At 32.6% G+C, this 24,688-nt stretch carries 37 protein-coding genes; 36 read left to right on the top strand and 1 reads right to left on the bottom strand.

Annotation, left to right across the window (positions count from 1 at the left end):
* The first annotated feature begins 16 nt into the window (after window positions 1-16).
* From CLOCEL_RS17835 to CLOCEL_RS17720, 27 genes are all read left to right on the top strand, one after another.
* A complete protein-coding gene (locus CLOCEL_RS17835) occupies window positions 17-1,306 on the top strand; it encodes a DUF7666 domain-containing protein (protein ID WP_013291913.1) in 1,290 nt (429 codons plus the stop codon).
* Window positions 1,307-1,393: 87 nt separating this feature from the next.
* Window positions 1,394-1,546 carry a hypothetical protein gene (locus CLOCEL_RS23340; protein ID WP_013291911.1) on the top strand — a complete coding sequence of 51 codons (153 nt, stop codon included), beginning with the start codon at window positions 1,394-1,396 and terminating at the stop codon, window positions 1,544-1,546.
* A complete protein-coding gene (locus CLOCEL_RS17830; RefSeq protein ID WP_013291910.1) occupies window positions 1,539-1,772 on the top strand; it encodes a hypothetical protein in 234 nt (77 codons plus the stop codon). The genes CLOCEL_RS23340 and CLOCEL_RS17830 overlap by 8 nt, the downstream gene beginning before the upstream one ends.
* A 1-nt stretch (window position 1,773) precedes the next feature.
* Window positions 1,774-2,328: a hypothetical protein gene (locus CLOCEL_RS17825; protein ID WP_013291909.1), complete on the top strand. Its 555-nt coding sequence runs from the start codon at window positions 1,774-1,776 to the stop codon at window positions 2,326-2,328.
* Window positions 2,329-2,357: 29 nt separating this feature from the next.
* Window positions 2,358-2,516 (top strand): hypothetical protein, encoded by a 159-nt coding sequence (locus CLOCEL_RS22900; RefSeq protein WP_157629753.1) that lies wholly within the window; start codon window positions 2,358-2,360, stop codon window positions 2,514-2,516.
* A 135-nt stretch (window positions 2,517-2,651) separates the two neighbouring features.
* Window positions 2,652-2,900, top strand: coding sequence for an AbrB/MazE/SpoVT family DNA-binding domain-containing protein (locus tag CLOCEL_RS17820; protein WP_013291907.1), 249 nt, complete (start codon window positions 2,652-2,654; stop codon window positions 2,898-2,900).
* A complete protein-coding gene (locus CLOCEL_RS17815; protein WP_013291906.1) occupies window positions 2,887-3,477 on the top strand; it encodes a hypothetical protein in 591 nt (196 codons plus the stop codon). Before CLOCEL_RS17820 ends, CLOCEL_RS17815 begins: the two co-directional genes overlap by 14 nt.
* Before the next feature lie 16 nt (window positions 3,478-3,493).
* Window positions 3,494-3,967, top strand: a complete 474-nt coding sequence (locus CLOCEL_RS17810) for a hypothetical protein (protein ID WP_013291905.1) — start codon at window positions 3,494-3,496, stop codon at window positions 3,965-3,967.
* Window positions 3,964-4,266, top strand: coding sequence for a hypothetical protein (locus tag CLOCEL_RS17805; protein WP_013291904.1), 303 nt, complete (start codon window positions 3,964-3,966; stop codon window positions 4,264-4,266). The genes CLOCEL_RS17810 and CLOCEL_RS17805 overlap by 4 nt, the downstream gene beginning before the upstream one ends.
* The gene (locus tag CLOCEL_RS17800; RefSeq protein WP_041707196.1) at window positions 4,250-5,011 is read left to right on the top strand and encodes an AAA family ATPase; all 762 of its coding nucleotides are present in this window, start codon (window positions 4,250-4,252) and stop codon (window positions 5,009-5,011) included. Before CLOCEL_RS17805 ends, CLOCEL_RS17800 begins: the two co-directional genes overlap by 17 nt.
* Window positions 4,992-5,372: a hypothetical protein gene (locus tag CLOCEL_RS23565; RefSeq protein ID WP_041707195.1), complete on the top strand. Its 381-nt coding sequence runs from the start codon at window positions 4,992-4,994 to the stop codon at window positions 5,370-5,372. The genes CLOCEL_RS17800 and CLOCEL_RS23565 overlap by 20 nt, the downstream gene beginning before the upstream one ends.
* A complete protein-coding gene (locus CLOCEL_RS22895; protein ID WP_013291903.1) occupies window positions 5,372-5,539 on the top strand; it encodes a hypothetical protein in 168 nt (55 codons plus the stop codon). The genes CLOCEL_RS23565 and CLOCEL_RS22895 overlap by 1 nt, the downstream gene beginning before the upstream one ends.
* Window positions 5,539-6,507 carry a phage recombination protein Bet gene (bet, locus tag CLOCEL_RS17790; protein WP_013291902.1) on the top strand — a complete coding sequence of 323 codons (969 nt, stop codon included), beginning with the start codon at window positions 5,539-5,541 and terminating at the stop codon, window positions 6,505-6,507. Before CLOCEL_RS22895 ends, bet begins: the two co-directional genes overlap by 1 nt.
* A gap of 12 nt (window positions 6,508-6,519) precedes the next feature.
* A complete protein-coding gene (locus CLOCEL_RS17785; RefSeq protein ID WP_013291901.1) occupies window positions 6,520-7,143 on the top strand; it encodes an HD domain-containing protein in 624 nt (207 codons plus the stop codon).
* A gap of 18 nt (window positions 7,144-7,161) precedes the next feature.
* Complete coding sequence (locus tag CLOCEL_RS17780; protein ID WP_013291900.1) at window positions 7,162-7,596, top strand: single-stranded DNA-binding protein; 435 nt, start codon at window positions 7,162-7,164, stop codon at window positions 7,594-7,596.
* A gap of 11 nt (window positions 7,597-7,607) precedes the next feature.
* Window positions 7,608-8,198, top strand: coding sequence for a hypothetical protein (locus CLOCEL_RS17775; RefSeq protein WP_013291899.1), 591 nt, complete (start codon window positions 7,608-7,610; stop codon window positions 8,196-8,198).
* Between the two features lie 8 nt (window positions 8,199-8,206).
* Window positions 8,207-9,187 (top strand): radical SAM protein, encoded by a 981-nt coding sequence (locus CLOCEL_RS17770; RefSeq protein ID WP_013291898.1) that lies wholly within the window; start codon window positions 8,207-8,209, stop codon window positions 9,185-9,187.
* 83 nt (window positions 9,188-9,270) lie between these two features.
* Window positions 9,271-9,495 carry a hypothetical protein gene (locus CLOCEL_RS17765; protein WP_013291897.1) on the top strand — a complete coding sequence of 75 codons (225 nt, stop codon included), beginning with the start codon at window positions 9,271-9,273 and terminating at the stop codon, window positions 9,493-9,495.
* Window positions 9,479-9,766, top strand: coding sequence for a hypothetical protein (locus CLOCEL_RS17760; protein WP_013291896.1), 288 nt, complete (start codon window positions 9,479-9,481; stop codon window positions 9,764-9,766). Before CLOCEL_RS17765 ends, CLOCEL_RS17760 begins: the two co-directional genes overlap by 17 nt.
* A 12-nt stretch (window positions 9,767-9,778) precedes the next feature.
* A complete protein-coding gene (locus CLOCEL_RS17755) occupies window positions 9,779-10,267 on the top strand; it encodes a DUF5651 domain-containing protein (RefSeq protein WP_013291895.1) in 489 nt (162 codons plus the stop codon).
* A gap of 3 nt (window positions 10,268-10,270) precedes the next feature.
* Complete coding sequence (locus CLOCEL_RS17750) at window positions 10,271-10,603, top strand: DUF4406 domain-containing protein (RefSeq protein WP_013291894.1); 333 nt, start codon at window positions 10,271-10,273, stop codon at window positions 10,601-10,603.
* Window positions 10,569-10,919, top strand: a complete 351-nt coding sequence (locus CLOCEL_RS17745) for a nucleoside triphosphate pyrophosphohydrolase family protein (protein ID WP_013291893.1) — start codon at window positions 10,569-10,571, stop codon at window positions 10,917-10,919. Before CLOCEL_RS17750 ends, CLOCEL_RS17745 begins: the two co-directional genes overlap by 35 nt.
* Window positions 10,920-10,923: 4 nt before the next feature.
* The gene (locus tag CLOCEL_RS17740; protein WP_013291892.1) at window positions 10,924-11,535 is read left to right on the top strand and encodes an ERCC4 domain-containing protein; all 612 of its coding nucleotides are present in this window, start codon (window positions 10,924-10,926) and stop codon (window positions 11,533-11,535) included.
* A gap of 26 nt (window positions 11,536-11,561) precedes the next feature.
* Window positions 11,562-14,168: a CHC2 zinc finger domain-containing protein gene (locus tag CLOCEL_RS17735; RefSeq protein WP_013291891.1), complete on the top strand. Its 2,607-nt coding sequence runs from the start codon at window positions 11,562-11,564 to the stop codon at window positions 14,166-14,168.
* Between the two features lie 27 nt (window positions 14,169-14,195).
* The gene (locus tag CLOCEL_RS17730; protein ID WP_013291890.1) at window positions 14,196-15,008 is read left to right on the top strand and encodes a GIY-YIG nuclease family protein; all 813 of its coding nucleotides are present in this window, start codon (window positions 14,196-14,198) and stop codon (window positions 15,006-15,008) included.
* A 425-nt stretch (window positions 15,009-15,433) separates the two neighbouring features.
* Window positions 15,434-15,886 carry a hypothetical protein gene (locus CLOCEL_RS17725; RefSeq protein WP_013291889.1) on the top strand — a complete coding sequence of 151 codons (453 nt, stop codon included), beginning with the start codon at window positions 15,434-15,436 and terminating at the stop codon, window positions 15,884-15,886.
* A 273-nt stretch (window positions 15,887-16,159) separates the two neighbouring features.
* Window positions 16,160-16,573 (top strand): helix-turn-helix domain-containing protein, encoded by a 414-nt coding sequence (locus CLOCEL_RS17720; RefSeq protein ID WP_013291888.1) that lies wholly within the window; start codon window positions 16,160-16,162, stop codon window positions 16,571-16,573.
* A 380-nt stretch (window positions 16,574-16,953) separates the two neighbouring features.
* Here the strand turns inward: CLOCEL_RS17720 and CLOCEL_RS17715 are convergent, their stop codons facing one another.
* Window positions 16,954-17,181, bottom strand: coding sequence for a helix-turn-helix domain-containing protein (locus tag CLOCEL_RS17715; protein ID WP_041707193.1), 228 nt, complete (start codon window positions 17,179-17,181; stop codon window positions 16,954-16,956).
* 266 nt (window positions 17,182-17,447) lie between these two features.
* On the opposite strand from CLOCEL_RS17715, the gene CLOCEL_RS22100 reads away from it, so the two are divergent.
* From CLOCEL_RS22100 to CLOCEL_RS17675, 9 genes are all read left to right on the top strand, one after another.
* A complete protein-coding gene (locus CLOCEL_RS22100; protein WP_013291886.1) occupies window positions 17,448-18,248 on the top strand; it encodes a BRO-N domain-containing protein in 801 nt (266 codons plus the stop codon).
* Between the two features lie 73 nt (window positions 18,249-18,321).
* The gene (locus CLOCEL_RS17705) at window positions 18,322-20,067 is read left to right on the top strand and encodes a hypothetical protein (RefSeq protein WP_013291885.1); all 1,746 of its coding nucleotides are present in this window, start codon (window positions 18,322-18,324) and stop codon (window positions 20,065-20,067) included.
* Between the two features lie 14 nt (window positions 20,068-20,081).
* Window positions 20,082-21,407 carry a phage portal protein gene (locus tag CLOCEL_RS17700; RefSeq protein WP_013291884.1) on the top strand — a complete coding sequence of 442 codons (1,326 nt, stop codon included), beginning with the start codon at window positions 20,082-20,084 and terminating at the stop codon, window positions 21,405-21,407.
* 20 nt (window positions 21,408-21,427) lie between these two features.
* A complete protein-coding gene (locus CLOCEL_RS23730; protein WP_278184401.1) occupies window positions 21,428-21,553 on the top strand; it encodes a hypothetical protein in 126 nt (41 codons plus the stop codon).
* Entirely contained in the window at window positions 21,553-22,986 is a 1,434-nt protein-coding gene (locus CLOCEL_RS22445) for an ADP-ribosyltransferase (protein ID WP_013291883.1), read from the top strand. Before CLOCEL_RS23730 ends, CLOCEL_RS22445 begins: the two co-directional genes overlap by 1 nt.
* A complete protein-coding gene (locus CLOCEL_RS17690; protein WP_013291882.1) occupies window positions 22,986-23,168 on the top strand; it encodes a hypothetical protein in 183 nt (60 codons plus the stop codon). Before CLOCEL_RS22445 ends, CLOCEL_RS17690 begins: the two co-directional genes overlap by 1 nt.
* 69 nt (window positions 23,169-23,237) lie before the next feature.
* Window positions 23,238-23,702, top strand: a complete 465-nt coding sequence (locus CLOCEL_RS17685; RefSeq protein ID WP_013291881.1) for a Gp49 family protein — start codon at window positions 23,238-23,240, stop codon at window positions 23,700-23,702.
* Window positions 23,703-23,750: 48 nt separating this feature from the next.
* Window positions 23,751-23,945 carry a hypothetical protein gene (locus CLOCEL_RS17680; protein ID WP_013291880.1) on the top strand — a complete coding sequence of 65 codons (195 nt, stop codon included), beginning with the start codon at window positions 23,751-23,753 and terminating at the stop codon, window positions 23,943-23,945.
* A gap of 122 nt (window positions 23,946-24,067) precedes the next feature.
* Complete coding sequence (locus CLOCEL_RS17675; RefSeq protein ID WP_013291879.1) at window positions 24,068-24,661, top strand: DUF4355 domain-containing protein; 594 nt, start codon at window positions 24,068-24,070, stop codon at window positions 24,659-24,661.
* Window positions 24,662-24,688 lie beyond the last annotated feature (27 nt).

The following is a 24,688-nucleotide window of genomic DNA, read 5'->3' as shown; positions in this document are numbered from 1 at the left end:
AATGGAGGAATTTGAAATGAGTATAAAAGGATTTAAAGGTTTTGACAAGGATTTAAAGTGCAGAGGTTTTCAATATGAATTAGGCAAGGACTACGAAGAAGAAAAAGCGAAAGCTTGTGATTGCGGTTTTCACTTTTGCGAAAACCCATTAGATGTTTTTAATTACTATGCCCCAGCAACTAGCAGGTTTTGCGAAGTAGAAGGTGATGGGCAGATCAGTAAAGATAATGATGATAGTAAGGTTGCAACATCCAAGATTCATATAGGTTTTGAAATAGGACTTAAAGGATTAATTGAAGCTGGTGTAAAGTTCATTTATGACAAAGTTAACTGGGAAAATGCTAAAGAATCCAATAATGAGGACAACTCAGCAGCAACTAACACAGGTGATTACTCAGCAGCAACTAACACAGGTTATCAATCAGCAGCAACTAACACAGGTTATCAATCAGCAGCAACTAACACAGGTAATCGCTCAGCAGCAACTAACACAGGTTATCAATCAGCAGCAACTAACACAGGTTATCAATCAGCAGCAACTAACACAGGTGATTACTCAGCAGCAACTAACACAGGTGATTACTCAGCAGCAACTAACACAGGTTATCAATCAGCAGCAACTAACACAGGTTATCAATCAGCAGCAACTAACACAGGTAATCGCTCAGCAGCAACTAACACAGGTTATCAATCAGCAGCAACTAACACAGGTTATCAATCAGCAGCAACTAACACAGGTGATTACTCAGCAGCAACTAACACAGGTAATCGCTCAGCAGCAACTAACACAGGTGATTACTCAGCAGCAACTAACACAGGTAATCGCTCAGCAGCAACTAACACAGGTAATCGCTCAGCAGCAACTAACACAGGTAATCGCTCAGCAGCAACTAACACAGGTGATTACTCAGCAGCAACTAACACAGGTGATTACTCAGCAGCAACTAACACAGGTGATTACTCAGCAGCAACTAACACAGGTAATCGCTCAGCAGCAACTAACACAGGTAATCGCTCAGCAGCAACTAACACAGGTAATCGCTCAGCAGCAACTAACACAGGTAATCGCTCAGCAGCAAGTGTTGAGGGAAAAGAATCAATAGCATGTGGTTTAGGTATAGAAAATAAAGCTAAGGGTATCTTAGGGGCATGGTTGGTTCTTGCAGAATGGTATGAAGATGAAAATTGTGATTGGCATTTAAAAGAAGTTAAAAGTGCTTTAGTTGATGGTGGGAAGATTAAAGAAAATACTTGGTACAAGCTTTTAAATGGTGAATTTGTAGAGGTTGAAGAAGATGAAGAATAAAGATAATTGGATTTTAAATTTATTTATGTTTGTAGGCTGCTTTCTAACACTGGTAGCAGTAGCCTTGGCAGCAACAGGAGGGGTTTTATGAGTTGTAAATGTGCTGAATTTGATGAAGATGAAGGTTGGATATGTGATGTAACTGGTGACAGATGCATGTATTTCATTCCAGATAGTAAGAAATGTGCAGAGCAATTTGGAGAAGGTCCAGATGCAGAAAGTGAGGAAGATAATGGCTAAACAATTTGTTGAAGGTAATGTTTATGTATTTTCTTATAAGAAGTTTTTAAAACACCTAGGAAAGATTAAAGTTCAACTTAATAAAAATCTTAAGAAGAGTAATGGTATAAAAGTTATTGAAATCAAAGCCGATGGAGTTGCAAAACTACAAGACAGAACATGGGTTTTGAGAGAATGGTGTAAATGTATTAAAGAAAATGTAAGTAATAAAGTGAGGAGGGGTTGAAATGAAGAAGGAAATTATTGAAGCAATAAAAGTAATTAAGGGGCATTGTGCGTTGGCTGGATGTGATAAATGTGATATTGGCAAACACAATAATGGATCATGCAAGTTAAGAAGCTGTTCGCCTAATCTGTATGGCAATATCATAGATGAACTAGAATGGAAAATTAAAAATCAGCCACCACAAAAGAAAACCTATAAGATTTGGGAGTTACTAGGGTTTCCAGTAGGAACTGAATTTATTTATCAAAATGCTGTTTATGAAATTACTTGGAATAATGACCACAAAGTCATAAAAGAACAGGCAAACAGAGCAATACTTGTAATGTCTGATTTATGGCTAAACGCTGAATTTATTTTAGTAGAAAAACCAGTTACCTTTACAGAAGTTATGCAGGCTAGAAATGCAAAATGCAGAGTTGAGCACAAAGATTTTGTGATAGATGATTATTATGATTTCTCAGAGATTTTAACTCTTATCCTAGAAGATGAATCAGAAGATATTAAAGATGTTATGAATAACGGAAAGTGGTTTATTGAGGGAGGTGCTTCATCATAAATACTTACAATATCATAGAAGTTATTGATTTGCCTGTAGGAACACTGCTTAAGAATGGTAAGGGTGTACTAGCTAAAATTAAAGAGAATGAAGTAGGCTCTAAATTCATTGAAAGAATTGATAACAAAGGTTTTCCTATACAATGTTTTGATTGTTGGTTAAAGGAAACCTTTGAAGTAATAGATTAAAAATTAGGAGGAAAGAAAGATGAATCAAACAGGATATGAAGTTGAATCAATAGGATATGATGAAAAGGTTTTTCAAGGTCTATTAGAAAGTGGGTTTATGCCTATAGAAGAAAATATTGAGGAGGAAAATTAATCATGAAGAGTACAGGCGTGGTTAGGAAATTAGATCAGTTAGGAAGAATAGTGTTTCCAATAGAGTTAAGAAGGACCTTAGAAATAGAAGTGGGTGATGGTCTAGAAATCTTTACAGAAAATGAAACGATCATCTTAAAGAAACATCAGCCAGGTTGTATCTTCTGTGGGAATGTAAGGAATGTTACCTACCTTAAAGGCAAATGTATTTGTAAAGAATGCAAGGAGGAACTAAAAAATGAGAGTTTCTGATTATGAAACAGATGAAAACACATTAAGTCCAGACAGTACCTTAGAAGAAATTGCTCAGCAGTACATAAAAGGTAAGAGCATGACTAAAATACAAGATGAAACTGGCATGATGGCTGCTAAAATATACGGTATGTTTGCTACATTGGTGGACGAGCCTATATTTAAAGACATTGTAAAGGTACTTGTTAAGTCAACTAAAAAAGCAACATTTAGAAATACCAAGGCTCTTCTAAAAGAGTACACAACTATTAATACAAGGATGGTTGATTGCTTAAAGAAACATGATGTTAATAGAAAAACATACTGTATGTGGATTGCTATATACAGAGAAAAGCTAGGACCTTTATACGATGACTTTCTAAAGGTAAAAAAACAAAAGAAAATTGATGGCGGAAAAGCTTCAGTCTTGGTTCGAAAAAGAAGAAAAGTTAAAACTCAAAAGTTAATGTTTGAAGATTTTCCAAAGAGAATCTCTAAGGCTGAGTTTAAGAAACGGCTTTTTCAGAATAATTACAATACATTATCTATAAGTAACTACATTGAGTTGGCTAAAAAGGAAGGTATAGAAGTGTTTTAGGAAGGAGTTCATATAAATGGATGTTGATTATTACATAACACCAGAAGAGTATCTAAAAGCTGAGAAAAACGGCATAGGAAGAAGATTATTTGAAGATAGGGTAAGAAGATATGGATGGAGCAAAACAAGAGCATTAGCTACTCCTAAAACAATCAGAGAAGAATCACCATTTACAAAAGAACAATTAAACACAGCAAGAAAAAACGGTATAAGTTTTGAAGCAGCATATGGAAGAGTAAAAAGGCTTAAATGGTCTATAGAAAAAGCTATAAGTACACCTATTCTTACAAGGAGCGAAATGGCTTCAAATAGAAAAAAAGAAGCTAGTGAAGCTATGAAAGTAGCAGTAAGAAATGGTATATCAGAACAACTATTTAGAGAAAGAATTGCAAGGGAATGGAGTGAAGAAGAAGCCTCAACCATACCACCGTTGAAAAGAGGTCAAAGAAGAAATGGGGTGGCAAAGAATGCAAAAGAAAGTTCTAGATGATTACCTCAATGCCTGTAAAGATAAAAGAAAAGAGCATAGCACTAAGCTACACCCTCACTAAAACTCGCACTTTTAGTATAAAGGGTGGCTTAAATAAAATCAAGGAGGATGAAGGATTGACAACGGAAGAAAAGCTTTTTAGTTGTCTTAGACTTATAGAAAATTATTGTTTAACAAGTGATTGTGAAGATTGTGCTGTTTATGGGCATTGCAAAAGCTTATTTAGTAAGAATCCTTGTGGATTTGATATTGATGAAATAGAAAAAGATTGGAGAGAAAGAAATGAAGCTAATAATTAAAGATTTAACTATTACAGGATTTAAAGGCTACAAAGAAGCTAAAGCCGTGGTTCTAGGAGAGAAAAGAACTCTTATATCAGCAGATAATGGTATAGGTAAAAGTTCCGTAGGTGAAGCGATATGTTGGCTATTTACTGGCTGTGATATTTACGGAAATGAAAAAGCAGCAACAAGGCTTGTTAATGATGATAAGCCAAAGATTACAGAAGTTGAGTTGAATTGCATCATAGACGGTACTGAGAAAAACATCATTAGAAGAAAGAAAGGCTCAACTAATGGATTGTTTATTGATGGCAGCAAGGCAGATAATTCAGATCTAGCAGAGTTATATAAAAGCAAAGATATCTTTTTAAGTATCTTTAATCCTTACTATTTTCCAAGCTTAGCACCAAAAGATGCAAAGCAATTACTTAGCGAAGTTCTTAAGCCAGTTCCAAAAGAAGAAGTGTTCCAGGAACTAGGAGAATATTTTACTGAGATTCTTAAAAAGAACAACTTCAAAATACCAGAGACTTTCTTATCAGATAAAAACGCAGAAATTAAAGAACATAAAGACAACGTTATTTTCTTGGAAGGTAAAATTTCAGCACTGGAAGTCAAAGAGGCTCCAGAGGAAAAACAGTTTGATATCTTGGAACTTGAAGAACTGCAAAAGAAATTAGATGCTCTTAAAGAAGGTTCCAGGGATAATGTTTTAGCAGACTTACAGGCAAAGCAAAGAGATATTGAATTTAGCAGAAATTAAACTTGCTATTGATGCAGGAAAGCAATTTAACACTATTAGACTTAATAAACAAACATCAACTATTAACCAGTATCTTGATAAGGTTGAATTAAGTTTTGAAGAACTTACAAAGGATGGAGAGCTTAAAGAAAAGTTCAAGATTTTATATGAAGGTAAAGAGTTCAACAAACTTTCCAATTCAGAAAGAATTAAAGCAGGCTTAGAGATATCTAATCTTATCAGTAATGTGATGAACGTAAAAATACCAGTGTTTGTTGATGATAGCGAATCAATAACAGTAGTTAAACAACTAGATACACAAATGATTTTAACTAAGGTAGTTAAAGGGTTACTAGAAATTAAAGTAGAGGTGATTGAATAATGGCTAAATCAAAGGATGAATTAGATGAAGAATTGTGTAATTATTGCCCACTCACTGATTATGGATTAACCAAAATAAATAATGCACCATACAATCAATGTGAGGGCATAAGGTGTGATTTAACTTATAAAGAATACTTAGAAAATTTTGAGGAGGAAGAGGAATAATGGAAAATCAAACAGGGTTAATTAATATAGCAGAATATGAAGTTGCAGGGGAAAAGATAAAACTCTCCTCAGCAGTAGTAAAGAAATATTTAGTAAGTGGTCAAGCTAACAAAGTTTCAGACCAAGAGGTTGGAATGTTTCTAAAGTTATGTCAAGGACAAAAGCTTAATCCATTTCTAAGAGAAGCTTACTTGGTTAAGTATGGAGACCAAGCAGCACAAATGATAGTTGGCAAAGATGCTTTTACTAAGAGAGCAGAAACCAATGAGAACTATAAAGGTTCGAAATCTGGAATAATAATCATTAACCTTAAAGGTGAATTAGAGGAAAGAGAAGGAACTTTCTATCTAAGTAAACACAAGGAAAAAAAGGAAGAACTTGTTGGAGGATGGGCGAAAGTATTTTTTAAAAATGACAAAGAAGAGGTTTATCACACAGTAAGTTTTGATGAATACAACACTGGTAAATCCTTGTGGGGAAGTAAACCCGCTACAATGATTCGCAAGGTTGCATTAGTCCAAGCCTTAAGAGAAGCATTTCCTAACTCCTTATCTCAGCTTTATACAGCAGAGGAAGTCGGAGTTGACGAAGACCTTCCAACAGATCCAGTTAATGTCGAGGATAGAATGAGAGAGGAAAATAAAGTGGAAGAACCTCCAAAGATGGCAACGACCAAGGAAAAAAAGCTACTTATGGATATAGCTAGGGCTAAAGGTTTAGTTGATGGAAGTGATATTTCCAAGCTAGAAGGATTTGCTATAGAATGTAAGTTTAATCTAAGAAATTTATCTAGTTGGGATTGTTCGGAATTAATTAAGTTAGTCAAGTTATATGAAGAGCCTACAGAAGAAGAGAGAAATATTCAAGATGTTGTTTTTGAGCCTGTAGAAGGAGTTTCAAGTGAAGAGCCTCCTACAAAAGAGGAAAGTCCACAAGATGGAGAAGAGACCGAGGAAGACCCATTTTAAGGAGGATAAGGAATGTTAACTGAGTTAGAAATCAAAGCACAAGCCGAGAGAGATAAAAATACAATCTTACATATCTTGCAGACAGTACAAAGACCAGGCATGGACAAACTTATAGAATGGTTACAAACCAAGAGTGATTACTTTATTGCTCCTGCTAGTACAAAATATCACGGAAATTATGAAGGGCAACTAGCTAGGCACAGCTTGAATGTTTTTGGACTTTTACATGAAAAGAATAAAAGATTTGATTTAGGACTTTCTGAGGACACTATAGCAATTACTGCACTGCTGCATGATATTTGCAAAACCAATTTCTATAGTTTAGAAACTTGTTGGACTAAAGGTGATAACAATAGATGGCAAAGTTACGATGGTTACAAGATTAATGATGGTATGCCTTTGGGACATGGTGAGAAATCAGTTATTATGATTCAAAACTTCATCAGACTTACATTAGAAGAAATGTTAATGATAAGGTGGCACATGGGCAACTCAGAACCTTCTGAATTGCAGATGCAAATGAACCAAGCCATGGATATGTATAAAAGCGTAATTGCATTACATACAGCAGATTTAGAAGCTAGTAGGTTCTTAGAGGACACAATAGATAGAACGGTTGTTTATAGACACAAATAAGATTAAGGAGTGGTTATTATGAATAAGGCGGTACTTATAGGAAGACTTGTAAGAGATCCAGAACTAAAATTTGCACAAGGTACAGGGACAGCAGTTGCTAACTTTACTATAGCGGTTGATAGAAGGTTTTCCAGTAAAGATGGACAGAAAGAAACAGATTTCATTCCAATAGTTGTTTTTGGCAAGATTGCTGAGACTGTAGCCAACTACACAACTAAAGGCAAGCTAATAGGAGTTAGTGGAAGAATACAAACAAGAACTTATGATGCACAAGATGGAGGCAAGAGATATGTTACAGAAGTTGTTTCTGATGAAGTTCAATTCCTTGAGTGGGGAAATGGCAATCAGCAAAGTAACAATCAAAGTCAAAGTAGTAATCAAGGTTTTGGTGGTGGTTTTGATGATAATTTTACAAGTCCTTGTGATGATTCGGACGATTCTATACCATTTTAAGGTGGTGAAACATGGGTTATACACATGGAATTAGATGGACTAAAGAGAAGATTTATGATGAAGTTAGAAAAGTTATGAAAGCATTAGACATTAATAGGATGCCTAGTGATAAGGAGTGTACTTTAGCAACTAAAAGCCATGGTTTAGGTATTGCGATTTCAAGAAACGGTGGCTTTAAGGGGATAGCTGAAGAAATGAATTTGAAACAAAGTGACTCTGAAAGTAAAACTGGTTTTGATGCTGAAATGATGATTAAAGAATTACTTGAAAACAAGGGATATAGAGTTGAGAAAATGTCAGCAAGACACCCTTATGATTTATTAGTGAATGACAATATCAAGATAGATGTAAAAGCAGCTAATAAGTATACTCATCAAAACCAGTGGTCATGCTATTCATTTAACTTAGAAAAAAGTAATCCTACATGCGATATTTATGTGATAGTTTGCATTGATGAAAACAAAATACTTATTATACCCAGTAAATTCTTAAAACAAACACAACTAAGTATCGGAGATCACAAAAGTAAATACAATATATATCAAGACAGATGGGATTACATAGAACAGTACGACAAGTTTTATAAACAAATAGTTGTTTGAGGTGGAATATGACTATAGGATTAATTGATGTAGATTCCAAGATACCTAACTTAGCACTCATGAAGATATCAAGTTTTTACAAGTTACAAGGTGAAAAAGTTGAATTTGTTCAGCCTAATACAGAATATGAAAAGATTTTCGCTAGTGCTATTTTTACTAGATCTAAATATAAGTGCGAAGAACTTATACAAAAGTATGGAGATAAAATTGAAATTGGTGGTACTGGTTGGGACATCAATAAAGTGTTGCCAGGAAAAATTGAATACAGTAAGCCAGATTATGATTTATATAGTGCTGAAGAAATTGCATCACGCATGAGGGGAATAATGACAAAAGAACGCAAACTGCAAAAGGCTACAGAGATAGTCAATGCGGGGATGGGATTTACTTCTCGAGGATGCATCCGGGAATGCGGTTTTTGTTTCGTTCCTAAGAAAGAAGGAAAGTTTCATAATGTAGCAGAGATTAAAGATATAATTAATCCTCGTTCAAACATAATAATCCTCCATGATAACAATATTACTGCAGATCCTAATTGTATAGATAAATTAGTAGAGATTAAGGAACGAGGGTTAATAGTTGATATTAATCAAGGATGCGACATAAGGCTTATGAACGATGATATAGCACAAGCCATGGGACAAGTTAAACATCTAAGGTCATTGCACTATACATGGGACTTGATGGCCTTTGAAGATAAGGTTATAGAGGGCATAAAAACCCTAAGCAAATTCATAAAACCGTACAGACATATGTGCTTCACGTTGGTTGGCTATAACACAACTTTTGAAGAAGATATGTATAGATTTAGAAAGCTTAGAGAGTTAAAAGTAGACCCATTTGTAATGATCTACAACCAAAAGAAAGACATTAGGTTAAAACATTTTGCAAGATGGGTTAATTCAAGAATATACAAGAGCTGCACTTGGGAAGAGTATGAGCCTTGGAAGAAAGCACAATTAGAATACCTCCAAGTTAATATGATTTAGGAACAAGGTAAATTAAGTGATAGAAACATTCGCTATATCTATTTATCTTTATATTTAGATATAGCGATAATAAGGAGAAAAACATGTTAAAGTTACAGATTATTGATTCAGAAGATAAAAATGTTTCAGTTTGTGAAGTTGAAACTAAAGGTACAAAGATTAAAGTAATTGCTGAACTATGCATTGGTATAGATGAAACTTTTAATCAACTTAAAAGTGAAGATGTAAGCAAAGAGAGATTACTGGAAATAGTGACTTCTAGCCTAATAAAAAAGTGGGAGGGTGAAAAGAGTGAGACACAAACTTAAAACCTATGTAGCTGAAGGCGAAGGTGCTAAAGCCAAAATCGAAGCTATTAGTATAAAGAAAGCAGCTCGAAAAGAATTTGATATTTATCTTGATTATGATTTTCTTTATGAAAAGATTTATAGAGACAAAAGCGAAAAGACAAGCTACAAACACAATAATAAGTCGTACAAGGGTTATAAAAAGCCTGTAAGGGTAAATACTCTACCACAACAACAATCATTTCTAAACAAGCTTATAGGCAAAATAAAGAGGTGGCTAAAATGTGCTTAGGAGGTGTGATTTATGAAAGACTATCTTAACACAGATGAACGTAACCAGGTTATATCAAGTATTCTTCTAAGGGCAAACTTGGAGTTATTATCTAAAAGCAACTTTTTAAATAAAACAGAAAAAGCAGATATTAAGAGGGCAATGACCTATATAAATAAAACCACAGAATCTATTAAGGGCAGACTTAACCCAAAAGCTAAAGAAGTTTTAGAAAAAGATAAACTACGCTCTAGGGTGTTCTTAGATAATGTAAGAGCAATGGAAGAACTTATGAAGAAAAGAGAATCAGATTATAACAAGACTTATGAAGAAAACAGAGATTACTACTATCTAGTTGAACTTATATTGCACTATACGTGTAACAAGTGCCAAAAAAAGTGTACTGAATGTGAGATTTACAGCGAGTTTGAGGATAAATGCATTCCAGAGATAACAGGATTCAATGACTACGGACATTGTAAATATGCTTACGATAGGGATTTAAGTAAAGGAGATAAGTAAAGTATGAGTAAAAAAATGAAAGTTTACATAGCTGGAAAGATAACAGGATTACCTGATTATAAAGAAAATTTTGCAGAAGTTGAAGAAAAACTAATCAAAGAAGGTCACTTAGTGATGAATCCGGCAATACTTCCAGAAGGGTTTCCATGGGAGGCATACATGCCTATCTGCTACGCAATGATAGACGCTTGTGATACTGTGTGCATGCTTGGTAACTGGATAGACAGTAAAGGGGCGAGAATGGAATATGTATACGCTAAAAAGCAAGGTAAAGTATTGATGTTTGAGGTGGAGGATACAAATGAAATTACTGATGTACATATTGAAGAAAAATGACAGAGAAGGAATAGATAACGAAACTTTAGGTGCAGCAGGCATAATATCAAAACTTGAAGAGGAATTTAGGGAAGTAGTTATAGCAATCCTAAATTATTCTGAAGATAGAAACTTAAGAAACCTTAAAGAGATTATTAGAGAAACTTTTGACTTGATACAAATATGCATTTTAATCCTTTGGAGATGCCACAAAGAGGCTAAAGAGTTTGAAGAACCTAATTTAGTACAACAAATAAACCTAGAACACAAGGATAAGCTTATTACAGAGCGAGCTTGGACACCTTTGACTGGAATAGAAATTAACGTAAAGGAGTAATTAGATGTATTATTTTAAATTTTCTGATACGGAAATTAAAAAACTTTTAAGTGAAAACTTAGTAATTGTTTGCGATACAAATGAGCAAGAAAACTCTCATATTCTTAGCTATTTTACTAAAAAGAAAGTTAAGTATAAAAAAGCTAAGATTCCAGAAGGAGACTACACAGCAATAATCACAGCAAGGCCAGAAATGGGTATATATAGAGACTTGAACTTTCCTGTAGCAGTTGAAAGGAAAGCCCACATCAATGAATTTATAGGCAACCTCATGGAAGAAACTGATTCAAGGGATGATATTCGATTAATTAGAGAGTTTCAAAGAGCTAAAGTAAAAGGAATTAAAATGTTTCTAATGATAGAAGAAAAAAACGGACTTGAAAACATAAAGAAAGGAAATTACAGGAGTAAATTTAGTGTAAAGGCCGTACTAGGAAGGTTATCAAGTATTCAAGATCTGTACTTATCAGATACTATATTTGTTCCACAAGAAGAAGCAGGGTTTGAAATCTTCAGAAAGCTCTACTACGGAGTTAGGAACTACTTAAAAGAGCTTAATCCGGAAATAGCAGAGTTCGACTATGGAATCGAAGAAGATACGGAAGGTATATTATAGTAAAAACACTTAAGGAAGGTGAAGAATTGGATATACAAGATATAGATCTAAAGGACTTAATAGAAAAAGAGACAGGGGAGAGATTTAACAGAGAGGGGTTTACTAAATGCCCCTTCCATAAAGAGAAAACACCTTCTTTGAGTGTTAAATTCTTTCCAGATAAGAATAAACAGAAGTTCAAATGTTGGGGTTGTGAGGAGCAAGGTGATGCCATTGATTTTATCACAAAACTTAAAAACCTTGGCTACAAAGAAGCTAGAGAATATTTAGGCATGGAAAACATAAAGACAGAAAAAGAGCTCCAGGAGGATAATATTAAGAAGTATATTGATGGACAGTTAAAAGGATTCAAAAAAGGTTTTAAGCTTTTAGGAATTTTCCCTTTCGTAGATAAGGACAATAAAGTCCTTTACTACAAGGCTAAATTCTTGAAGCCAGATGGCACAAAGGAAACACCTTATTATCACATAGATAGTTCTGGCAATGTCGTAAATAAGCGTGGCGAATCCGGAGAAGTTCCATATAATCTCCACAATACTCTTACAGGCATTAAGCAACAAAAGATAATAATATTCGTCGAAGGCGAAAAGGATGCAAATACTATCAATTCTATACTTAGAAAAGATGGTTATGAAACAACTTCCGTAAAGGGGCTTAAAGACTTTGAATTACTTAAAGATGGAATGAATTATGTTATTTATGTTATTGGTGATACTGGCGCAGCAGGAGAAAAATATAAATGGTTTGTTCATAAGAATTTATTTGAAGTTGCTTCAGAGTTTAGATTTATAAATTTACCTGGTATAAAGTCACTTGGAGACAATAAGGATGTAACTGATTGGTTGGAAAGTGGACATACTAAACAGGATTTACTGGAGGCATTCGAAAGAAGTCTAGACCTAAAAAGCAAGGATGAATTTCAACAGAATCAAGGTGGAATATATAAATATATCTACAATGAGAAAAAAGATATCTACATACGAACATATATAACTGATTTTAGACTCCTAGAAGCAAAGAGAATAAGTTACGTAGATGATGAGATTGAATACATAAAACTAACTATGAAAACTTCTAGAGGAGAAATAGTTGAAAGAGTTGGTTCAGTTGATGTTTTTAATGATATAAGGGTTTTCAAGAAGAGCCTAAATGCTATGGATTTAACATTTAAAAGCACAGATATAAAAGATCTAACAGAGTTAAAAAGTTGGATAAATAAATACTGGGCAACAGAAGCAGAAGAAGTCTATCAAGGGACACAATTTATTAAGAAAGACGATAAGTTAGTTTTAATAACTAAAGATGGGGCCATAGAGCAAAACGGAATTAATGAAACTTTAAAGGCTGAAAGTACCAATGTTGATATCGCTTGTAAGGAATTAATAACTAAGGCTGAGTTAACTCAACTTAAGAGGTACATATTCAAGTTTGCAACTCCAGATAAGACTATTCCTATCATAGGTACAATACTTCATAATCTAGCAGTTATTCAGTGCAAAGAGGTAAAAGAAAGACTTCATCATTTATTGTTAGTAGGTGAAAGTGGCTCTGGTAAATCAGCTATTATGACAAATGTTATAGCAGCAATATTAAACTATCCAACACAAGATATAAAATCTATTGGATTAATTACACCGTTCGCACTCACAAAAGAACTCTCTACAGGCAACTATCCAAGCTTATTTGAAGAGTTTAAGCCTAGCATGATGGGTGATAGATACAAGGCTCAAAAGATAAGTGAAAACCTTAGAAACCTTTATGATAGAACAACCATATCTAGGGGTGATAAATCGTTTAAAACAAAAGATTTTCAATTAACTAGACCAATAATTTTAGCTGGTGAAGAATCTTATCCTAATGCAGAGAAAGCATTAATAGAGAGAAGTGCAATAGTATATCTGAGTAGAAGAGAAAGAACAGAAGAACATACCAAAGCCATGCAATGGATTATTGATAATGAGGAGATATTAAATAAGTTCGGAAGGTCAATTATAGATGTAGTGCTTGATTTGAGCACTGAGGATTACAAAGAGATTAGATCAGAGGTAAAAAAGAAGTTCAAGCTTCAAAACAGGGTATTAACAACAGCGATCAATATTGCTACAGGTATAGAGCTATTCAATATTCTACTTGAAAAGCATCAAGCATCCAAACTTATAGGATATGAAAAGCACATATCTAAAAATATCAATGAGGAAATACTTGATGAAGGCAACGACACAAAGTCAGTAGTTGAGCAGATGTTAGTCTTATACAATAACATGATTAATGATAATAGGGCATTTGATGTTGATGATGTTATAAAAGATAGAGGGGATGGGTTATTTATCAGAACCTCAGAAATGATAAATCAAATTCATGAATTTTGTACCAAAGTCGGTTCAGCAGATATTATTCCTTTAAAGGCAAGGGACTTTAAGAAGCAAGCAGATAAGTCAGGATATTTAGTAAAGCAATCAAGTAAGGTAATCAAGATAGGACTTAAACCAATTAGATTTGATGAATACAGCAAAGAGGGTTTTAGAAAACTTGGTTTATTTTCAATAGTTCAGCCGGATATTTTAGAGGAGCCGCTTGGAGCAGAAGAAACAAAAGTTATACAAGGGTATTTTGAGGGTGTTAAAACTCCTTAATGCCCTCTTTTTAGGAGGTGCATAAATATGCATTACTTTTGGATAAGGGTTTATGATTACTGCCATAAAAGAGATGCATGGGATAAAGGTATTCTTTTAGATGAGTACTATCTAAAGAATGTTGAAAGCAAAGATATCGCTAAAGAAGATGTTAAAAAGAAATACACAGGAAGTGCAGCAGAAAAAATATTATTTGCAAAACCAAGGAAGAAAGATGGAATTTATGCAATTATTATGGAAAGCAATAAGTTTTTCTATGACAGATTCTATTTACAAATTGATACTTACTGTTTTCATTGTCATAAAAAACTCAATGGCAAGGCTAGTGATTTCCCAAAATCAAATTTAACTAATAATTATTTTGGTGAAATTGACTTAGAAGATCAAGAAAACACAGCTTATTTTTGTAGCTATGATTGCAAAAATCAATTATATAAAAACCTAAGATATGAAGGTGAGTTTCAAGAAAAAGAAGCTGGCAACAACGGGGATACATTTGGATACATTTATTTAATGTATAACAGAGTTGAAAATAAGTATTATATTGGACAAACTAGATATCTACCCTTCTTTCGATGGCAAGAGCATATAAAAGATGGTGGCAAAGGCAATATAGAAGATATAACTTTTAGTGTTATTACAGGAGTAAGAAATAATATTCATGCAAATGAAGCAGTTAACCAAGAAAATTTAAATAATGCTGAAGCTTGGTGGATCCATAAATATAAAGAAGAAGGTTATGAGGTTTTCAATATTGCAAATCCAAAGCTTACATTAGAGGCCTACAAGCAGCGATTTAAAGAAATGATAGCCAAAGAGCATCAAGTAGCCATCATTTAGAAAAACACAAAGGTTACATAATTTAAAAAGTGTAACCGAAACGTAACCGGAGTGTAACCACGTTCAGACCGCACGGTTAAGCCATTTATATATATATAGTTACAAAGTTACATTAAAATAAATATATATATATATATAAGGATATATAAATACATATATACATAGAGATGCACGTATTATATTTTAAAAAATGTAACTTTTAAAAAATCATTATTAAGTATTGGTATCACTAAGTTTCTATGGTTACATCTTAAAAATACTCAAAATGTAACCTTTTTTAAAATACTAAATAAAAATAAACTCAAAACGTTGATATAACTAACTTTGTAGAGTGTGTAATAAGATGGAATTAAAGTATAGAAAATCAGCAAAAATGAGTACTTTTTCATTAAAATTAAGCAAAAGTTAAGAAGAAGGAGAGATTTATGAGTAAGAAGGATGATAAGAAATTCAAACTTACAGAATATACTTTATATAATTATAGTTCTTTAGATGTGATAATAAATAATCTTCTCTTAGATATAGAAGATTTGCAAAATGATATAACTATTAAAGCATCTACTTTTGAAGAAGCTATCCATACTAATGATTTTCGCTCCAGTGTAGAGAATGAAGTCATTAGAAGAGATGAAAAGGTTAATGTAAGAATCAAAGAACTAGATGCAGAGAGAAGATGTAAGTCCAATCTAAAAAGAAAGATAGATGGAGCACTAACAGTACTAACCAAGATTGAATTGGATTTAGTTAAGCTAAGATACTTCAGTAAAGAGAAAAAAACATGGATAGCAGTAAGCAGTGAATTAGGGTTTGATAAAGATCACTGCATTAAGATGAGAAATAACATCATAGACAAGCTTAGTAGTCTAATATATCCATAACTCTTTTATGCCGTTTTTATACCGTTAAAGTACCGTTTTTTTAACTGTTAATTATCGCTTTTATAGGCAAAAACAGTGTTAGAATAGTATCATAGAGAATTAAACAAAAGGCACTTACTAATTAAGTTTGGTAGGTGTCTTTTAATTTACGCTGTATGCTTATTAGAGAAAGATAAAAGCCAAAGGTATATTTACTTTAGAAAGATATTAAAGCTTGTCTATAGAGTGTGTAGTGTAAAATAGAGTGTCAAATAGTTAGGAGGTGTTTTATATATGGACGTAATCACTGTTGATAAGGATAGAATGATCGATATGTTGCTTTCAGGTATTAATATTACTGAGATTGCTGAAACATTAAAGGTATCAAGGCAAACTATATATGCATGGAAGAAAGAAACGTTGGTTGAGGCTGAGTTAGAAAGACGAAGGCAGCAGTTAAAAAAGACGGCGCAAAATAAAATTGAGAACAATGTATGTAGTTACATAGACAATATGATAGAGTTAGCTAATCAGAAGACAGATAATAGAACCAGGTATTCAGCTAATAAGTTCCTCATAGAGCACGCTTTAGGTATAGCTTCAGCCAGAAAAGAAGATAACTTAAAAGCTTCTGATGATGATTCCAATAAGGATAAGAACGAGATTAAAGAAGACATAACTAACATAAAAAACTTTCAAGTTGTGTAATTAAATAATCACAAAGCTAGTGATATCAACGGTTTAAGCTTGTTTAACAAATAGGACATAATAATTGTTATGTCTTATTAGATGCCTGTAAGTGGTAAAATTGTGATCTAAAACATAGGTGGGGGTGGGTTCTAATTTTGGAATCCTCCAAAACCCTGTCAGCTAGTCACAGAATTTCTATGTAATTTTGAAAATACTTTGATTGATTTAATTTTTTTCTGAAATTTTTTAGAAATTTTTTAAAACTCTCAAAATTAGCTTTTAAATCTTACAAAACATAACTGGACAAGCAATTACACTGAAAAGCATGGTAAAGTTGTTTAGAATTGATTCTGTGGGCATATGACATTATTACAAATAAATAAAAAAGACCTTAGAAATCAATCTATGGTCTTTTCGTATTCCATAATATCTCCAGGCTGGCAATTGAGGAAGATGCATATTTTTTCTATGACGTCAACTTTTACATTTTCGCCTTTAGAAAGCTTAGCTAGAGTTGGAGAGGATATGATTTCAAGTAAATCTGTTTTCTTCATACCTTTTCTATTGAGTAAATCAAATAATTTATAGTATTTAATCACTGTATCACCTCGGATGTATTGTAACATTAATGTTATATTAACGTCAAATAAAAAAATATTAGCGAAAGTTAAAATAAATTATTGACAATAAATATTAACAAATGCTAAAATAATTTTAAGAAATGCTAATAAGTGAGGTAAGAATATTTCAAAGAAGCAGATGGAATTATTGACTTTGCTTAGTGATTGCATTGCCAAGTGTAAGAAATAATATTTTAGGATGACTTTTTAGAGGCGAAACTTTCACCCGCAAGTGGCGAAAATAAAAAAGCAAGATTACAAGGAGAGATATTATGAATAACGAAATTAAGATTTTCCAAAATAGTGAAATTGGCGAGGTTAGAACCATATTAAATGACGATGGAAGTATATCAGTTAACGCTGAAGATGTTGCTAGAGGGTTTGGATGGTCAAGAATTCAGAGTATCAATGGTAAAGATTATGAGTCAATTAGATGGGAGAGAATGAACGCTTTTATTAATGAACTTGGTTTTCACCCACAAGTGGGTGAAGGAGATTTTATTCCGGAAACTCTATTTTATTTGCTTGGGATGAAAGCTAATAATGAGACTGCTCAAAAGTTTCAAATGTGGCTTGCTAAAGATGTTATTCCTTCGATTCGAAAATATGGACTGTATATAACTGAGGAACTTTTAAGAGATAAAGAGAGGATGCTAGATACTATAAAGTCATGTAGAAGTGATCTTATGTCAAAGGATGCGGAAATTAATTATCTTGAAAGACAGCTGAAACCTTATGAAGATTACATACACAGAAAGAACGTCATAAATTGCAAGCTTCGACCAAGAACAGGTCAAACAGAATCATATATAACTGATTTGTTGCCACAAATACTGTTGCATTACATAAAAACTGAGCCAAAATGCATTATTTCAGAAAACGAAGAAATCTATATTCTTAATGCTAAGATGGTAATTAAAGAACTTAGAAAACTTATTTACAGAAGAAATGATATTATATTTACTCTTTTATCTTTTAGATGCGTGCTTGAAAATAACGAACTTACTGTTGAGAAAACTATATTCGAAGAAGAATCTAGATGTAAAATCGACCTTTCTTTTGCAGGGCAATAGTAAAAAACATTCTCTTTAGATTTGCGTATAAATATTCAAAAAAAACGGAGGTGATAAAGCTTGAAAATACCATTTGAATTTCCCTAGTGATGAAGTGCGTAATAAATGGCTGCTTTATCACTTTCTTAAAAAGTCATATACTGATACTGGTATTTCTGAAAAGGATGCCGAGGATTTAACTGAAAAAAGAATTTTAGAAAACTCTAAGAATTTGTTTGGTTTTCATGGCTTAGCCTGGAAGTTGGGACAAATTTCCCTGGAGTTTTTTTGTTTGTACTTTTTACAGGATATCTATTTACCTAAGGAAGACAATGCCGCCGCTCCACTTGCTGCTGTGCATGAGGAATTGTGGCACGACATACAGGAATCCATTATAGGCAATGGGCCAGAACAACTTGGAAGAGTACTTCCGAGAGGTACAGGAAAATCAGCCTTTGGAACTCTTGGACCTACGTGCTGGGCGGTTGCTTATAAACATAAAACTTATGTATTGATATGTTCAGACATAGGTTCTACTGCTGAAAAGTTTATCAAAGACATTAAGGACAATATGATTGAAAATCAATATATTGAAAGTGCTTTTGGAAAAGTACTTGATGATAAGAATAGGGACTTTATTTGTAATGCTACTCAATTAGAATTTACAAACAAAACATTTGTTGAAGCTATTTCTTCAACTTCTCCAATGAGAGGTAGAAAATATAAAAATGTCCGCCCAGATTTAATAATCCTTGATGATTATCAAAGTGAAGAAGATTGCCGTACTGAAGAAGCTAGAGAAAAGAAGTGGAAGAAATATTCTGATGATGTTAAGTTTGCAAAGCAAAGGCCTGTAAAGCGTGATGGCAAAGTAATTAAAAAAGGTACCGTGCTTATGGCCTGGGGAACTCAGCAACATAAAGAGTGTTTCTATTCAAGGTTAATTAAAACTACTACATGGGCATTTAAAAAAGAAAAAGGTGTCCTAGTGAATGATGTTGATGAATACTTTAACTCTGGACTATGGCTAGAATTTAAAAACATACTGAATGATTTCAAAAACAATGATAGGCTTGCAGATGCCAAAGAGTTTTATTACAAAAATCAAGATAAAATGCAATATGATATATTATGGAGTGAGTTCTGGGATTGCTTAGAGTTGGCCTTAGATTACTTTGAGAACCCTAGTTCATTTAAACAAGAGGTTCAAGGTGATGTTAATTCTATAGGCGAAAAATGGTTTAAGCATCAACGTACTGAAACTAGAAAAGAAATTGAAAGTCATAATTTCACAAAAACAATGCTTATTGTAGACCCTGCTTCTGGTGGAGGTCGAAAAAATGACTATAGTGCCTATATGATTGGTTCAACTGCTGATAATGGATTTAAATACTGCAGAAAAGGCGAACTTGCAAAAATAAATGCTCGCCAAGAGTTTGATAAATATGTGGACCATATGATTGATTTGCTTTTAGAATACCCAAGTATCACGCATGTTTTTATTGAAAAAAATACGTTTAATGGTGCTGATGCAAATCAGCTTGAGAAAAAACTTAAAGAGCATCCGCTATTGAAATTTAGAAATATAGTTATCATCAATGAAACTCAAAGAAAAAATAAAGATGATAAAATCTCAACAATAGTTCCTTTTGTTAATCGAGGGGAATTTATTTTTTGCTCAGAAGATAAAGAATTCAATGAGCAGTTTATGGAATTCTGTGGTCAAAGATATACTCTTCATGACGATGCTGCCGACGTTGCAGCAGAATTTTTCTTAAGAATAGATCAAATAAAAAACCCTGTAATAATACAAACATTTGATAGAAGTTTATTATTTTAGAAAGGAGGATTTACTTGGAAAATACAATTGAAATACCTTTTAAAAGAGAGTTCTTGGATAATTGCTTAGCTGATTTTAAGACTAAGAAAGATTTGTATGACAAAATGTATGATTATGCAATAGTTGGTGAGAGTGATGCGCGTAAAGAATATAAAAATAATCCTAATCGTGCAAACTTAAAAGTCAAAACTAATTTTATAAAGAAGTTTATAAAAGAAGAAAGAGATTACCTTCTTTCTAACAAAATCACTTACATTAGCAGAACAGATAATAAAGAGGAATTAAATTTCATAGAATTTAAAACCCTCCATTGGAGCGAAAATCATGATAAAAATCTGCTTAGAGATTTACTTACTTATGGGCAAACATTCGAACTTTATTATACTAAGAAACAAAATAATGAAATGTTGTTTAACTCTATAATAGTATCACCAAGAGAGGGATATGTGTACAGAGATGATTTTGGGAATATAACTCTTTTTATGCGTTTTTTTAAACGCAAATTTGATACAACTAAACAGTATATAGATTTATATACTAAAAACTTTATATTTCATTGTGATGAAAATTTTACACAAATTGATGTCCCAACTCCTAACACATTTGGAGAAGTTCCGGTGTCGGTTGCTGAAGTAAGCAGGTACAAAGAATTAGATACGCTTTATAATGAATTAAAAGATTTACAAGATGCTTACGAAACTAATCTAAGTGACTTAGTAAATGAAATATCCGACTATAGATTAGCTTATTTTATAGCAGCTGGATGTACAATGGATGAAAAAATAATTGCAGATATGAAATCTAAAGGCATCATTAATGTAAGTGACAAGGATATTGTAATGAAATTTTTAACTAAAGACATCAATGACACCTTTGTACAGAATACTTTAAATACTTTAAAGAAGAACATCTATGAGTTATCGAGCCATATAGATACTAATGAAAAATTGCAGTCAAATACTTCTGGAAGTGCCCTTAGAAATAGATTAATTGGACTTGAACAAAGGGTAAGAGATAGCGAAGGAGCATTGAAAGATCTAATCCAAAATAGATTATATTTTATGTTCTTATTGTTTAATAAACTCAATGAAAGTAATTATGATTATAGAGATGTTACTCAAAAGTTCACGCTAAATATTCCACAAGATGATTTAATTGTTGCGCAAGTTCTTTCTCAATTGGGCATAGGCGAAAATGTATCGCTTCAAACTGGTTTAGCGCAATTAAGTTTTGTTAGTAATCCTAATAAAGAGATTGAACTTATTAAAGCAGAAAAGGAAGCTAACGCCCCTAAAATTGATCTAGATGGTATTGGTTTAGATGGGGGGGCAAAACCCTAAATGGAGCTCAAACACAATCTTTGATTGCTGTTATGTCACAGTATGCGCAAAATCAACTTACTTTAGGGCAAGCAGTTAAAATTGTTTCTACTGCTGTAGGAATAAGTAAAGAAGAGGCCCAAAGTATAATAGAAGGTGTTTTATAATGGATAATTACACAAAGAATGATGAAGTTGAGTTTATTCAAAGTCTCTATGACGATGCAGAAGAGGCTCAGAAGGAGATTTATAAAGAGCAAAAGAAAAACAGGGATGAATTACTGCAGATCATAGCAAATATCATGCTTACATATATGATTATGGATAATGTTATGAATATGACTAAAGAGGAGTATGAAAAAGAGTATGCTAAGATTTTTAAAACCATAATCGGTCTTTGCAATGCAGAAGCTGAAGTTGCCGTAACTAAAACAACAGATATTTTAAAAGATACTGTTAATAAAACTTTTGATTTTTATAGTTACAATGCAGAATTTAAAGATGTTGAGGATATTATAAATAAGGAATACAAAGGCAAACATTTTTCTAGCAGGGTTTGGGAAAATGAACAAGCCGTAGCTAAGAAATTAAATCAACAACTCGATGACTTCCTTAAAGGCAAGATTAATGTAAATCAAATTCAAAAGGAAATCAAAGATACCTATAATAATAGTGCTTATGAGGTTAAAAGACTTGTAGAAACAGAGGTTAATATTTGTGAAGATTTAGCATTTAAACAATTTTGCAGAGAAACAGGAGTAAAAAAAGTAACTAGAAATGAAGTCCTTGATTCTAAGACTTGTTCAAAATGCGCTCCACTCAACGGAAAGATTTTTCACTTAGAAGATGCTCCTGGCTCAATTCATGCCTTGTGTAGGGGATTTAATACAATAGCTGCTGATGATGAAGAAATAACTAAAAATGACGTTCAAGTTAATGATAATGAAAAAATAACTAAGGTTAAAAATGATAAAATTATTGTTAAAAACAATATCGAAAAGGGAAACATTGAAAAGGAAATTCAAAACAAAAATATTAACAATTCAAAAGCTAAGAATGAACCTGAAACTACTATAGAAAAAAATAATATAAAAAAATCTAGCAATACAAACAAAATTCCAAAATTAAATGAAACTGAAAAATGGTCACTCGATTATTACACTAATGATGGATTCAGGGAGTTAAATAAAACATTAAGAGAAGGAAAAAAATTAGATTCAACTATGAATACTGCAGTAAAAGGATTAGATTCCTCATTAAGTAAGTTGCCGGATTACAAAGGTAAAGTATATAGAAATTTAGATTTTTCTTTCAATAAAAAAGGTATGGATGAATTTTTAAACAATCATAAAGAAGGGGATATTGTAAACTATGTTCAATACACTTCTACTTCCAAGGCAGATGATGTCTTCGGGAATAAATTCTTAGGTAAAGATTCAATAAAATTATCAATAAAGAGTAAAAGTGGTAAGGATATTTCAAATTACTCTCAGCACAAAATGGAAGAAGAAGTCTTGTTTGGTAGAGACAGTAAGTTTATAGTGAATAGTATAAAAAATGATAAACTTGGTGGAGTCTTAATTGAAATGGAGGAACTATAATGGATGATGGAATCTTAATCAACACAGTTAAGCTATGCAATAATTGTTTGCACCGTATAAAATTCACAGCTAACTGTAAAGCCTATCCTAATGGAATTCCAAAAGAAATTTTAGAAGGAAAAGTTGACCATAATATTCCTTATGAAAATGATAATGGAATAACATTTGAAAAAAACAGTTAATGAGACACCCAGTTTGTAGGTGTTTTTTATTCTATGGAAAAATAAAAAAAGAAGTGAGGGATAGAGATAATGAATTATTACATTGGAACAAAATTAATTAAAGCAGAACCAATGACTAAAGGGCAATACAACGAATGTATGGGGTATGCAACTACACCTAATGAAGACCCTACTATTGATGGTTACAGAGTACAGTATCCAGATGGATATGTTTCATGGAGTCCAGGATGTGTATTTGAAAAAGCGTATCTAAAAGTAGATGATAACCCTAATTTATTTAGTGGAGTTTCTATAGGTCCTCAAATGGTAGAGAATTTTATAAAGGAAAAGCACATATCTACTATAGGTGAGAAAACAACCTTGGTTAGAGTTGTTCTTGTGAATGGGTTTGAAATTATTGAAAGTTCAGCTTGTGTAGACAAAAGTAATTATGATGAAAATATAGGCGCTGAATGCTGTATGAAAAAGATTAAAGATAAGATATGGATGCTATTAGGATTCTTGTTACAAACAGCGTATAAAGGTATTAAGTAAGTCTTAGAAATAAAACCTTTATTATGTTTTAAAATTGGAGGAAATTACATGATGTTAAATGGTATATTTATAACAATTGGAGTGATAATTGTTATAGCGTCAAGGTTTTTATATGGATTTTATGACATAACTCTTGGCGGAGATAGTAGCAATGATTTGAAAATAAAATTAGCATTAATTTGCGATGTACTAGGAACTGTATTAATAGTTCATTCTATTGCAAATCAATTAAATTTATCGTAGGTTTTAAAGTCTTGATTATAAGGCTTTTTATTTTGCCCTTAAGCATGGCGATAAACTGCTTAATCTAAAAATATTTATGTTCTAGGGCAGTAATGGTCTAGAGGATATGGAGGAATTTAAAAATGAAAAAGGCAGATATATTAAAACTTATTGAAAAAATGAAGGATGATGAAGATATTAATGAAGTTTTGAAAGGAACTGATGTCGAGACATCTTTTAAGACAGAAGTACAGCCAACTTTGGATGTGTTTAAGGCTAAGCTAAGTTCTGATAAGGATTTTAAGTCTTTTATGGATTCAGAGAAGGATACACACGCAAATAAGGCTTTAGAAACTTGGAAAACAAATAATCTTCAAACTTTAATTAACGATGAAGTCTTAAAAGCTACTGGAAAGAAGAAAACCCCAGAACAACTTAAAATTGAGGAACTTGAAAAACAATTCAATGAGCAAAAGGCAAAAGCTGAAAAGGCTGAAACAATAGCTAAATACAAAGATGTTTTGGCTCAAAAGGAAATACCAATGGAAATGATTGAATATTTCTTAGCTGACAATGAAGAGATAACAAATAAAAGAATTGATAATTTTAAAACCTATGTCGATGAATTAGTCGGCAAAGGTGTAAAAGCTAAGGTTGCTGATGGTTCATATACTCCTCCTGGTGAAAGCGGCGGCGGAGAATTAACCGTTGATGATTTAGCGAAAATGATGGGATAAAAAATAATTATTATTGAAAGAGAGTGA

It is taken from the genome of Clostridium cellulovorans 743B (assembly GCF_000145275.1).
GTDB classification, from domain to species: Bacteria; Bacillota; Clostridia; order Clostridiales; family Clostridiaceae; genus Clostridium_K; species Clostridium_K cellulovorans.
The sequence above is the reverse complement of the archived record's forward strand: the minus strand, read 5'-3'. Positions and strand labels throughout refer to the sequence as shown.